The sequence below is a fragment of the Acaryochloris sp. CCMEE 5410 genome, from assembly GCF_000238775.2.
In the GTDB taxonomy this organism is placed as follows: Bacteria; Cyanobacteriota; Cyanobacteriia; order Thermosynechococcales; family Thermosynechococcaceae; genus Acaryochloris.
This window is the reverse complement of sequence record NZ_AFEJ02000001.1, coordinates 304,825-317,527: the sequence shown is the minus strand read 5'-3', so window position 1 is coordinate 317,527 and position 12,703 is coordinate 304,825. Positions and strand designations below refer to the sequence as shown.

Here is a 12,703-nt window from a genome sequence, read left to right as displayed (position 1 = left end):
GACTATGGATTGGTCCGTTTTCTTGCAGAGGTATCAAGTGATGAAGTTAGGTCAGAAAGTTCGCGTTTGCCAAATTCGCGATCGATTTTCGAGTGCCCTCAACGATAAAGTTGGTGAAATGGGTACGATTCAAGAGTTCAAAATGACCGATGGTAGTGGTATTGGCGTCGTTGTTGCCTTTAGTGACAAAACCAGTAGCTGGTTTTTCGAAGAAGAGCTAGAGACTGGACGACGGTAATCCTGAATGGCATTTCTTCTGACCTTCTTAGGAAAAGGTGGTACTGGGCGGACGACGGTTGCGATCGCAGCGGCAAAACAATTCGCTGAACAGGGATATCGGGTCTTATTAGCCAGTCAGAACCCGGGTCCCGGTTTTGATTTAATGATGGGTGCCCCAATTGGCACGGAACCTCAAGAACTCGGCGTCAACTTAAAAGCAGTGCAGCTCCGCAGCACGGTTTTGCTAGAGAAAGCTTGGGAAGACCTCAAGAAACTCGAAGCAGAATATGTTCGCACGCCTTTTTTTAAGACGGTCTTTGGTCAAGAACTCGGCATTTTGCCCGGAATGGATAGTGCCCTCGCCCTCAATGCTCTACGGGAGTATGAGGGTAGCGGCAGTTATGACGTCATTATTTACGACGGGCCGGGCGATCTGTCTACCCTGCGGATGGTAGGCACACCGGAAATTCTCAGTTGGTATGCCCGCCGATTTCGCCAAGTCATTGCTGATTCCGATTTAGGTAAAGCCCTATCTCCCTTTGTTCAGCCCGTTACGGCAGCCGTATTTACGGTTAATTTGGCTGGGGATAATTTCGCTGAACCGACGGAACGCGCCAATGCTGTTTTAGATGATGCCAAGCGGGCAATCTCCGATCCGAATCGGGTGGCGGCTTACTTGGTTACCACGGGAGACGAGGTTGCGATCGCAACTGCCCAGTACTATTGGGGCAGCGCCCAGCAAGTGGGGTTAAGCGTAGGGGGTGTAATTGCCAATCCTGCTAGAACGCCCCTCAATCCCTCAGCTTTGCAAACTGCATTTGATCCACTCTCTGTAGTCACCCTGCCCGAGCACACCGGAGATTGGCAGCCCTTAATCGCAGCCCTACCGGATTTAAAACAAGCTGCAAAAGCTCCTAAACCGATTGAAATTGACATTATCCAGGGTCAGGTGAAGTTATTTCTGCCCAAATTTGAAAAATCCCAGGTTAAATTAACCCAATATGGTCCAGAAGTGACCATTGAAGCAGGAGACCAACGAAGAAATATTTTTCTCCCATCTGAGCTTCGTGGCAAGCCTGTGAAAGCTGCAAAATTTCAAGGTGGGTACTTAACGATCACTTTTTAGATTTTTTCCCAAATCATATTTTTGTTCGCTCGGAACTTTATAGAAAGGAAATCTTCACCTAGAATAAGATTTCCTTTTTTTTTGGCGACATCTATAGTTAACCGTTCATTAACTCAATTCTTTTCTATTATTTTGGATTGGGATTTAAATCACATCACAAACAATTAATATAAGTTACACTAGGGCTTCCGCAAAATTCAGCTCAGTGGGTTGAAAATACTTTTACGAGAGAGTTTTTAGGGTTACCTACTAAGTTGAGTCTGCTTATGAATACTGCTGTTCTTGGACGACTTCAACACGTTTTGTTCAAGCTACGCAAACCAGATTGGTTTCTCATGTATGCTTTAAGTCGCTTTAGCACAATGCGGAAGCTGATAACTCGCCTTTATGGCAGTACTCAAAGCAATAAAACGAATAATTCTCTCTTTTTTGGCATAGAAAATAGAGATTCTTTATTCTCAGACTTACAGGTTAATACCGTTGTCAATGGCATCAAAAAAGATGGATTTTACCCAGACATAACTCTCCCATCAGCTACAGTTCAGGAAATTTTTCAATTTCTAGAAACCATTGACTATTACCCTGACCATGACGGGCCAGCTTATATCCCTCCCCAAACTGAGGCAAATAATGACTCCACAGCACCTCAGTACAATAAGCTCTACTCTAGGGGGCGATATCCAGAAACCTTTCTCGATTGCCCGGCAATTCAGCGCATTATCCACGATCCCAAGCTATTGAAGATTGCTCAGGGCTATTTGGGTGTACGGCCGATTCATAACGGCTCAAGGTTGTGGTGGAGTTATGCCAATGTTCCTCCCTATGATATCGACCATGCAGGCCAGCGGTTTCACTATGATGTGGATGATTTTGGGGCCTTAAGATTTTTCTTTTATCTCACCAAAGTGGATTCTGCCTGTGGCCCTCATATGATTGTGCGGGGCACCCACGATCACAAACGTTTGACAGATAAAATCACCCTATCGCGCTTTCGTTCGGATGAAGATCTGATCAACCATTACGGCCAAGACTCCTTAGTCAGCCTAGAAGGAGAGGCGGGGTTTGGTTTTGCGGAAGAACCCCAAGTCTTTCACAAAGGCGCACAGCCCACATCAGGGGATCGTTTGATTTTACTGATTCGCTATGTAATGCGGGAGTGGGTGACGGGATAAGTCCTGGGTCATCAACTTCATTCATGAACTGATAAGTTCTACAAACCGTCTTTGGCAAAGCTTTGGCCAGATTTGTTACAAGGGGGAGGGATGAACTATGGATCTTTCATTCCGCTCCGTCAATAGGTTGCCCCTATGGATTTTTTGTCTGATACGGTTGTGCTGTCAAGGATGCAGTTTGCCTTGACAGCTATTTTTCATATGCTTTGGCCCGTCTTATCGACTGGGATGGCCATTTATTTAGTCGTAGTTGAAGGGTTATGGCTAAAAACCCGAAATCGTGATTATTATCTCCATGCCCGATTCTGGGCCAAGCTCTATGTCTTGAATTTTGGGATTGGTGTGGCTTCTGGCTTACCCATGGAGTTTCAGTTCGGTACCAACTGGGCACCGTTCTCGGAAGCTGTCGGAGATTTTTTTGGCAGTATTCTGGGCTTTGAAGGGGCAATGGCCTTTATGCTCGAAGCGGGCTTTTTGGGGATTATGCTGTTTGGTTGGGACCGAGTCCCCCCGTTGGTGCACTGGCTAGCGACGATCATGGTTGCTTTTGGTGCAAACCTTTCCACCTTCTGGATTTTGACTGCGAATTCCTGGTTACAAACGCCAGCGGGGGGAGAATTTATTGGGGGTAAGTTTATCGTCAGCGATTACTTCCAGGCGATTCTAAACCCCTTTATGCTGAATAGCTTTCTGCATATGTTTTTCGCCACCCTAGAAACGTCTTTGTTTGTGATTGGGGGCATTAGTGCCTGGTATATCCTCAATCACCGTCATCCAGACTTTTTTGGACGATCTCTGAAGGTGGTTCTGGCTGTTGCCTTCGTCGTTGCCCCACTCCAGATTTTTATCGGTCATCTCAGCGCTGAGCAGGTCTATCACTACCAGCCTTCTAAATTGGCGGCCATGGAAGCCCAGTGGGACACCATTCCTGCTGGCTCGTCTCCGGCCTGGAGCTTGGTCGCCTTGCCCAATGATCAGAAGGAGCGCAATGAATGGGAAGTCAAAGTCCCAGGAATGCTCAGCTATTTATTGGAGTTGAAGCCCACCCTATCGGAGCCCGTACAAGGTTTAAACGAGTGGGAACCCCAGGATCGGCCCCATATGGTGGGATTAATTTACTATTCCTTTCGAATCATGAGTGGGATTGGCGTTTTCTTAGCAGGGTTGATGGGTTTTAGCTTATGGCGATGGCTCCGGGGCAAACTGACTGCGGAGACGATCGTTGATCAAAAACTGATGCTGTGGGGATGGCTGCTCGCAGCTCCCATGGGCTATGTCGCAGTGGAATGTGGCTGGATTGTCCGCTGTGTTGGCCGCCAACCCTGGACGGTTTATGGTGAGTTACGCACCGCAGATATGGCCACGCCTCTGCCAGCTCCTGAAGTTCTAACCTCTCTGGTGGGGTTTGCGGGTATGTACAGTCTGTTATTTGTGGGAGCACTGTATTTTGGCAGCCGGATTATTCGTAAGGGTCCTAATTTGGAGCTGCCCCTACCTCAGGTGATTGGTAAAGACAGCCTTGAGGTTGAACCCATGCAGCATCAGCCGGATCAGCGTCCCATAGAAACCCAACAGTAGAGGTTCGTTTATGGAAGCATTAGAACATTTTCTGCCCCAGGTCTGGTTTGTGATTCTAGGGTTGTTTCTTTTCCTCTATGTCACCCTGGATGGATTTGATTTAGGGGTGGGGATTTTGTCCCTAACAGCCTCAAATGAGGAAAGTCGCAGCATTTTAATGACCAGTTTGGGCAATATTTGGGATGCCAATGAAACCTGGCTGGTGCTGGTGGGGGGAACATTGTTTGGCGCTTTCCCGTTAGCCTATGCCACGGTATTACACGCCCTGTATATTCCCGTCAGTCTGATGGTGGGCGGACTGATCTTGCGGGCGATCGCATTTGAGTTTCGGGAAAATTCGGTTCGCAGCAAGCAGCTGTGGAATATTGCCTTTGGCGCAGGGAGTTTTATGGCAGCCTTAGGTCAAGGTTTTGCCGTAGGAACCGTATTTGAGGGAATTACGGTAGATACTGCTGGCCATTTTGTGGGGGGTGTATGGGATTGGTTGAGCTGGAAATCAGTTCTGGTCGCTCTAACGCTGATTCAAGGGTATGTCCTGATTGGTTCCACCTATTTGGTAATGAAGACGACGGGCGCGCTGCAACAAACCCACTATAAAACGGCTAAATTAGCGGCTGTAACGACGTTTCTGGGGGCAGTATTTATTACGGTGAGTACGCCGGTGTTATACGAACAGATGCGCGATCGCATGTTTGATCCACCTCTATTTTATTTTTTTGCCGCTATTCCCCTATTAGGCAGCTTATTTGTAGCTCTGTTATTGCAAAGTCTCGGCAAGGAGCAAGAGCGGATGCCCTTTGTTTGGACAGTGCTGATTTTCTTACTCTCTTTTTTAGGTCTGGGGTTAATCATCTTTCCGTACATCATCCCCCCTCAAGTTACAATCTATCAGGCTGCTGCTTCGCCAAGTGCCCTGGTTTTTATGATCATCTTTATTGGTTTCTTAATCCCGATTATGTTGTTCTACAACATTTATAACTATGTGGTCTTTAGGGGGAAAATCACCCAAGCTCATGAGAGCGATTAAGGTCCAACTAATTACGGGTTTTAGTCAATCTTACCCACGAAATAAAACCCGTAATTAGTTGCACACTAAACTCACCAGACTCTATCCTCAATCTAGCCTGTCGAAATTACTATGACTGAGTAATAAGTTCAATTGCAGGTTTCCATTTGGTATCGATCAAGTTCTGATATTTCTGTAGTTCTGCCACAGTATCTGCTTGTAACTCAACATTGCCATGTCCAACCCCACCTTTTCTTAACTCTAGTGATTGTGTGACAGGCTTAAGTTTACGGATAGACTGATTTTCAATTACCCGATCTAGATCAATATTGTGTTGGGGGATACCGCAATAAGATAAGATTTCTCCAAGGACTTGGTTTGGGTATTGAAATAAGTTTTCATATTCAACTAGTAAGATATTTTCATACTTGCGGGTCTGTTGGATATGTTTGACCCAGCCTTCTACAGCATTCAAGCAAAACTCATCAATAGATAGATCTTGTATCCAAGGAAATTGATTTAAAAGTTTTGGAGATCCACAAACAAAATGATACCAAGATACTAAAGTATCAACTGGGTTACGCATTAAATAAATGGTTCGATGTCCTTTGGCATCCCGATGCTCATGACTTTTAATGATACGTTGACTGATGTCTTGATAATTATGTAAACAACTGGGTTCTAAGCTTTGAGTATAAATTGATGGGATTACGGTTTCAAAAGGAATATCTGACTGTATTGAGAGTAGACTTTTCTGAGACTCTAATATTGAGTTTGCTAAGAGTCTTCTCAACCAAGTATTTCCAGATCTTGGATAAGATAGTAGAACAATATCATTCAATTTTATAAGTGATCGATTTTTCCTAAGAAGATCATGATCAGGTTGAAGAGCATAGATATTAGAAGGGTGGAGAAATCGATCAACTTTATTCAGGATATGGGTAATTCTCATGACTTCATCTGTTACTAGAAGAAACTTTATCTCTATGGTCAAAGGAAAAAAGCATTATCTGGTTTTTCTAAGAAAAACCACATCAGAAATAACTTGCATCTTGCAATGACTAATTCAAAGCTGTGCTTTTAGGGTGCAAAGAAGCATGCAACTCTCATATAAGAGCCATCTAAACTGCATCTATCTATATTCAAGAAGATGTGTATCTGACTTTAGAACTGAGAATAGCTGACTTAAAACTGAGTTAAGCTTGAAGTATAGAGAGACAAAAAAATATAGAATTTTCTACTTACAGATAGTTTTCCATGGTCAATAAATTAATTTTTTTAATTGGCCTGTCACCAGGGCTGTTTTAAGTTAGCAGCGAAAAAATAATATCGACCCGATTAGCAAGCTTAGTCATCGCGGTTTTGAGGGATTGATAGTCGTTTAGCCGCAGGATATTAATCCCAATAGTTCTAAGCACTGACCAATTGAGCAGTGCTTGTTCATCTTCGAGTCGATAATCATCTTCGCCAAAAACAACATCCTTCGGCCAATGCAACCGATTTTCAATGCCCCAATGTTCTCGGACCAGAGATTGCCAATGCTGGGGTGAGGTGGCAGCTGAACTGATGTAATAGGCCGTATTGTGATACTCCTTTCCTTTGCGAGTGCCCCATCGTTGGACACAAAGCACAGAGCGAATTGCCTCCCATTCTTGTAGGGCTATGCCGACAGGCTCATAAACCTGTATACACCGATGTTCATCTCGTCCTCTACTTTGGGCGGAGTGGATGTGCTCAGCCATGGGTTTAAGACACTCAAAGTAAGTCTGGAGGTGGTCGTAAAGTCTTCCCTGATTGGATTTGACCGCCACAAGATAGTCGTTACCCGAGGCCACAATCTTCTCAAGTGTTTTTTGGGCGTGTAAGGCATCCATGGTAATCAGCAAGCCATCGAGTTGAAGGGTTTCCAACAGTGCCTGGACGACTTTGATTTCGCTATTATCCTCCTGAGTGAGGGCTTCGAGCTTGAGGGTGATGCCTGCTTCCACCGCAAATAAACTCACCAACCCTACAAAACGCTGCTTCCCCTTGGCATCTGTCAGCCCCTGACGAATCCGTTTGCCATCAATGGAGGCTGCATAATTATCGGGAGAGTGAGTCTGGGCTTTCGAGAGCATCCATGCTTCAAATTGGTGGCTCAACGCTTGGAAGTCAAGCCCCTTCATCACTCGACGAAAGGTACAGTGAGACGGAACTTCGAGGCTCTCAAGCCCCAATAGCTCACTTAAAGGCTGGCGATAATCGCTCACAAAGGTTTCTAACGGACGGTACCCTTGATATCCAGCAAGCATGCCCATCACCATCAATAGCAACAGCAGCCATAACGGATGAATACGGCCATGGGCACTGCGGAAATCCGGGACTTGCTTCAAAGTATCGATTAGATGGCTCATCGGTCTCTCTACTGTTGGTCAGTAGAACCATCCTATTTTTTCTAGGAGGAACGTAAAACAACCCTGGGGTGAAAACTCCGTTTATATCTGTCAAGAGTTATGAAAGAGCGATAATTTCTATAATAAGCACTCTATCGTCCTTTCAGATTTCACAACTTTGTCTTTTTATTCTGGAGGGGCGACATGCCCTGTGGACACCTTGCTTCTTTGGCTAATAATCAGGTAGACAAGAAAAAAGATGGGCTGAAAATGATGTATCTCCAGCTCACCTTATTGACAATGATATTGCCACTATACCAACCCCATTTACGCCGTCAACTGTCTCCTGCCCAGTATCTTCTCCTTGAGATTCTGGTTCATCTTTTACAAACGCTTCGCTGTGTCAAAATCGAGACCCTAGCAGAAGGACTGCCACTGCCGATTCTATTTGAGAGTCGCCGAAAAAATACAACGGTTCTTCTCCTTACCGACCCTTGAACTTGAAACGCTTTGGCTACCGCTGGTTGAACTGTGGCTGAGCAAGCAGTACCCTCAAGGCTCCCAGCTTTATGTCGTCATCGACCGTACCAGTTGGGGTGTGATTAATCTATTGATGGTGAGCGTGGTCTGGCAACATCGCGCTATTCCCATATGGTGTGAAGCGCTCGCTAAAAAGGGCAGCAGCAACTATGACGAGCAAACGGCTATTTTGAGCAACGTCATTCGCCATTTATCCGCCTATCGTCTGGTTATCCTCGGTGACCGAGAGTTTTGTTCTGTCAAGCTCGGACAGTGGTTAGCTCAACAGAAGGTCCACTTTTGTCTGCGCCTCAAGCGGAATACCGAAGTGTCTATAGTTGAGTGACAATTACGTAGACAGAGGTTGTCAATTGCATAGTCTTCTCTAGGAATCAGAATCTAGTTCAATCCAGAGATCACATCTGCAGAGAGAGCATCAGTCACTTTCGATTTTTTATATCCCCATACAGGAAAGACACTAGGGTTTGTACTCCTACGCAATTAGGAACCTCTAGTGCCAGCTCCTATTAAACCTCAACAGGTTCATCTTTATATGCAGACAAAACAATCCGGCTCTTCTCAAGAAACAGCAGCTGCTAAAGCCGGCATTTCTACCCGCACAGCCCACCGCATTGATAGTGGTACTCATCGCCCCCAGCGCGGCCGCCCTCATGACTGGAAAACCCGTGAAGATCCGCTGGATGGATTATGGGAATTAGAACTTGAGCCGATGTTAGAGCGTGAGCCTCGATTAGAAGCGACTACTCTATTTGAGACCTTACAAGAGAACCATCCTGGGCAATATGATGACAAGATCAGAACCGTGCAACGCCGAACCGCTAAATGGAAGGCAGCTCATGGCAAGCCCAAAGAAGTGATGTTCAAAATTCAACATCATCCTGGGGAGATGGGACAGTCAGACTTCACTCAGCTCAAAGGTTTCAGTGTGACGGTTCAGGGTGAAGCCTTTCACCATATCTTGTATCACTATCGACTGAGTTATAGCGGCTGGCAGTACGTGCAGGTGATTCAAGGGGGAGAGAGTTTTATCGGCTTATCTCAAGGACTACAAAATGCCTTATCTGCCTGTGGTGGTGTGCCTAAGACCCACCGTACCGATAGTCTGAGTGCGGCCTATCGCAATACCGGCGGTCGTAACCCCAGCTGACTCAGTTGTATTCGACCCTGTGTGACCATTACCGGATGGAGCCTACCCGCAACAACCTGGGCGTCTCTCATGAAAATGGGGGCATAGAGGGTTCCCATGGCTATTTCAAGCGACGATTATGCCAAGCCCTGTATCGTCGAGGCAGCTTTGACTTTGCATCCGTAGCAGCCTATCAGCAGTTCATCGAGCAAGTCATCGCCAAGCTCAATGCCAAGTGCCAAAAAAGTTTGCACTGGAGCTGCCGACATTACAACCTTTGCCCAGATATCGCACTCCTGATTATGAAGTGCGCAGTGCCAAAGTCAGCTGCAATAGCACGATTGCCGTCCGCTGTGTCCTATACACTGTTCCCTCTCGTTTGATTGGCCACCGCTTAAAACTGCATCTATACCATGACCGCATCGTTGGCTTCTTAGGAACCACTCCCGTAATGGAATTGGCGCGGGTCCATGTCCATGGCTCTGGGAAGAAGAGACGCGCTCGCAGCATCGATTACAAGCATGTGGCAGAAAGTCTCAGGAGAAAGCCAAACGCATTTCTCTACTGCCAATGGCAATCAGAGCTACTGCCCAATCTTCAGTGGCATCAGCTGTGGGAATCACTCAAAGCTAATTTGAGCGGGACCAGGCGGCACGATTAATCACCGAAGCCCTCTACATCGCCGCGACCCAAGATCAAGAATCCCAGGTGGCCGACTACCTACAAACTCAACTGGACCAGTCCACCCTGACCTTGAGCAGATTAAAACAAGCCTTTGAATTCAAGCTCTCGACTGAGCAATATCCTGACGTCACCTCACAACAGCACGATTTATCTGACTATGATCAACTCCTCCACAGCAGACCCGGACAACCCATACCAGTTGCTGATGACAACCCTAAAACAGTTGCGGTTGAGGCATTTCCTCGACGAGTGGCAGAGCATCGAGCATCAAGCGACTCAGGAGAACTGGTCCTACGCCCAGTTTCTGTTGGCTTTAGCTCAAGGCGAAGCCAGCCGTCGGGAGCAGAATCGGATTTCACGCGCTCTAACCGAAGCGCAGCTGCCCTACGGAAAGTCCTGGACCAATTTGAGTTTGCCCATGTTCCCACCCTTAATCCAGCTGCTCTCATGGAGTTTGCCCAAACGACTCACTGGCTAGAGTCCGGCAGCAACATTCTAATTTTGGGCCGAGCGGAACAGGGAAAACACACGTCAGCTCTGCATTAGGAGCTTCTATTATTGAGTTGGGTAAGCGAGTAAAATTTGTCACAGCCACAACCCTGGTGCAACAACTACAGCTGGCCAAACTTCAATTGGAATTGCAGAGTCTCTTGTCCAAACTTGACCGCTATGATCTACTTATCATTGATGATCTCGGTTATGTCCAAAAGTCCGATGTTGAAACCTCGGTCCTGTTTGAGTTGATTGCTCACCGGTATGAGCGAAAGAGCCTACTCATCACGGCCAATCAACCTTTCAGTCAATGGGACAAAATCTTTCCTAACTCAATGATGACCGTGGCTGCCATTGATCGCTTAATTCACCACGCCACCATTTTCGAGATGCAAGCAGAAAGTTTCCGTAAGCAAGAAGCTGCCAAACACACAGCCAAGTCTCAAAAGGCTGCCAGCTGATCCCTAGCTAGAATAAAACCCCTGTACCCCACCCTAAATAGAGCTTCTTACTTGTAAGAAGCTCTATTTAGGGTGGCTTTATTGATAATTGTCATTTGCTCACTGGCGCGATCACCTGCGGAAAAGATCACCATTTCTAGATCTCAAGATGGTATTGCCAAGACTCAAATCGACCCGCAAACCATAATCAAAAGTAGCAGGTAAAACTAAAAAATTTTGGCCTACGTAATTGACATCTGAGAGTCTATGGACCAGCAGTTTACTCAACAACTTCAACAGTTTGGCCTTGCCCCTGGTCAAAAGCTGTTTCTCAATGATGTACGCGTCACTCAGGCTAAAGGCTTTGGACACTTCAATGTGGCCGCCAAATGGAAACGACGCTATCACGGCTTTGCGCCTGATGAAGCCTGGTTTATCCTCACGAACTTCTGTGACCTCAACAGCGCTATCGTCAGCTATCAAAAACGCTTCTGTATCGAAGAAATGTTCCGCGACTTCAAACAGGGAGGCTATTGCCTCGAAGGCTCTCAAGCGATGGAAGAGCGTTTGGTTGCGATTGTCATTCTGATTGCCATTGCCTATACCAGTGCAGCCCTGCAAGGGCAAAGTCTTAAGCAAAAAGGACTCCAGCGCTACATTACTAGACCCGAATCTCCCACCTCACCGAACAAGCGTCATAGTGCATTCCGAGTCGGACTCTCTGCTCATCTGTGGGCGATAACAGGGGATGGAGTTCTGGCTCGATTGGTGGATGAGCTGATGAAACTCTCTCCCAATAAGCTACCTGAATATCAACGGGGGATGAGAGCGATGGAGCTTGTCTGTGCTGGGTTATAGTCGCCATGTCGCCCTTGCAGCTTTTTATTTCAATCTCCGATTCCACTTCTTCTGAGAAGATTTGTATACCCGCATAGCGAATCGCATATTGCCGTTCTCCATCCTGATTAACCATCTTGATCAGCTCAAGGATGACTCACTTGTTAAACTTCTTGATGATGGCAATTTCAACAAGCGCTCTCCGTCACGAAAGAGCCAATCAAACCACAATTTGATTAGCTGATGTCCCTCTGGCCGAAGTGGTGGACCAAAAACTAACAGGGCCTGGTCACGATGATCTAATGCTCGTATCATTAATTGACCTCGGACATCAAGACTATCCAGTAGGTCACGAATAGCATCATCCTTTCGGTCTTTCTGATTACAAAGCCTTGACACTGCTTCACCTGTACTACCACCATTCTCTATCCCTAGAAGTACAGGGTACGTATACAGTTCATGACCAGATTCTTCTGCATTGTCCAGAAACCAGAACGCCTCAATATCATCAAGTATTTGCTGCGCCCAACCAATATGACGACCACAGACTCGACACTTCTTTGTGAAATTTCCATCGGCAGTAACAGCATTGGCACCCACAACTGCTGCTAGCTCATAAGCAGCAACAGTCTTCAATTCAACGACTTCTTCGTATGCTGCCAATGAACGAACTTCTCTTTGAATGTCTTTATCCTGTCCAACAAATATCCGTAGCAGAGCATCAAAGTAGTCTCCTGTCATGAGGATGCTATCTGGTGATGCTTTAGAGAGAACTCCTATCTCACGCGAAGCTAAGGCAATGAGCGCAGCAGAGAAATTTGCTGCACGTCCAATACCTATTTTTTGATGCAGCGCATTAGAGTTATCTTGATCAGCTATATCATCGAGAGTACGAAGTGCAAAGGCAACCACAACTATTGCTGAGGTGACAGGGATAAGTTGCTCTATTGAACCACCGCACGCTAAACCTGTGGCCACAGGCAAGATCGCTACAGGTGGGAGTGGGTCTGGAAGAGTAGTAGACATTAGTTCCCCCAAAGCAATATCTGCATCACTCGCAAGGGTAATAACGCTGAGGCGAATAGCCTTAAGAATATCTCCGGGGATCATA

General features: G+C 46.3%; 13 protein-coding genes and 1 pseudogene. 11 read left to right on the top strand and 3 right to left on the bottom strand.

Annotated features, from left to right (window positions below):
• The first annotated feature begins 40 nt into the window (after nt 1-40).
• The 5 genes from ON05_RS01340 to cydB all read left to right on the top strand — a co-directional run bounded on the left by ON05_RS01340 (nt 41) and on the right by cydB (nt 5,122).
• A complete protein-coding gene (locus ON05_RS01340) occupies nt 41-238 on the top strand; it encodes a DUF2862 domain-containing protein (RefSeq protein WP_010473025.1) in 198 nt (65 codons plus the stop codon).
• 6 nt (nt 239-244) lie between these two features.
• Entirely contained in the window at nt 245-1,345 is a 1,101-nt protein-coding gene (locus ON05_RS01335) for an ArsA family ATPase (RefSeq protein ID WP_010473021.1), read from the top strand.
• A 266-nt stretch (nt 1,346-1,611) separates the two neighbouring features.
• Nucleotides 1,612-2,517: a hypothetical protein gene (locus ON05_RS01330; protein ID WP_010473019.1), complete on the top strand. Its 906-nt coding sequence runs from the start codon at nt 1,612-1,614 to the stop codon at nt 2,515-2,517.
• Between the two features lie 135 nt (nt 2,518-2,652).
• On the top strand, nt 2,653-4,095 hold the full coding sequence (locus ON05_RS01325; RefSeq protein WP_010473016.1) for a cytochrome ubiquinol oxidase subunit I: 1,443 nt from the start codon (nt 2,653-2,655) through the stop codon (nt 4,093-4,095).
• Between the two features lie 10 nt (nt 4,096-4,105).
• Nucleotides 4,106-5,122, top strand: coding sequence for a cytochrome d ubiquinol oxidase subunit II (cydB, locus tag ON05_RS01320; RefSeq protein WP_010473014.1), 1,017 nt, complete (start codon nt 4,106-4,108; stop codon nt 5,120-5,122).
• A gap of 109 nt (nt 5,123-5,231) precedes the next feature.
• Here the strand turns inward: cydB and ON05_RS01315 are convergent, their stop codons facing one another.
• Nucleotides 5,232-6,053, bottom strand: a complete 822-nt coding sequence (locus tag ON05_RS01315) for a sulfotransferase domain-containing protein (protein WP_010473013.1) — start codon at nt 6,051-6,053, stop codon at nt 5,232-5,234.
• A gap of 352 nt (nt 6,054-6,405) precedes the next feature.
• Entirely contained in the window at nt 6,406-7,494 is a 1,089-nt protein-coding gene (locus ON05_RS01310; RefSeq protein WP_262561039.1) for an ISAs1 family transposase, read from the bottom strand.
• A 183-nt stretch (nt 7,495-7,677) separates the two neighbouring features.
• Between ON05_RS01310 and ON05_RS01305 the strand changes: the two genes are divergently transcribed.
• The 6 genes and pseudogenes from ON05_RS01305 to ON05_RS01285 all read left to right on the top strand — a co-directional run bounded on the left by ON05_RS01305 (nt 7,678) and on the right by ON05_RS01285 (nt 11,613).
• Complete coding sequence (locus tag ON05_RS01305) at nt 7,678-7,971, top strand: transposase (protein ID WP_262561038.1); 294 nt, start codon at nt 7,678-7,680, stop codon at nt 7,969-7,971.
• Entirely contained in the window at nt 7,922-8,338 is a 417-nt protein-coding gene (locus ON05_RS01300) for a transposase (protein ID WP_010482390.1), read from the top strand. The genes ON05_RS01305 and ON05_RS01300 overlap by 50 nt, the downstream gene beginning before the upstream one ends.
• Before the next feature lie 168 nt (nt 8,339-8,506).
• Entirely contained in the window at nt 8,507-9,160 is a 654-nt protein-coding gene (locus ON05_RS38325; protein WP_396148476.1) for a hypothetical protein, read from the top strand.
• Nucleotides 9,161-9,374: 214 nt separating this feature from the next.
• On the top strand, nt 9,375-9,800 hold the full coding sequence (locus tag ON05_RS38320; protein ID WP_396148473.1) for a Mu transposase domain-containing protein: 426 nt from the start codon (nt 9,375-9,377) through the stop codon (nt 9,798-9,800).
• A gap of 228 nt (nt 9,801-10,028) precedes the next feature.
• Nucleotides 10,029-10,776 (top strand): annotated as a pseudogene (gene istB, locus ON05_RS01290) (IS21-like element helper ATPase IstB).
• Nucleotides 10,777-11,022: 246 nt separating this feature from the next.
• Nucleotides 11,023-11,613 (top strand): hypothetical protein, encoded by a 591-nt coding sequence (locus ON05_RS01285; protein WP_262561037.1) that lies wholly within the window; start codon nt 11,023-11,025, stop codon nt 11,611-11,613.
• Between the two features lie 120 nt (nt 11,614-11,733).
• On the opposite strand, the gene ON05_RS01280 is transcribed toward ON05_RS01285, so the two are convergent.
• Nucleotides 11,734-12,702: a polyprenyl synthetase family protein gene (locus ON05_RS01280; RefSeq protein ID WP_010482414.1), complete on the bottom strand. Its 969-nt coding sequence runs from the start codon at nt 12,700-12,702 to the stop codon at nt 11,734-11,736.
• Between the last annotated feature and the right edge of the window lies 1 nt (nt 12,703).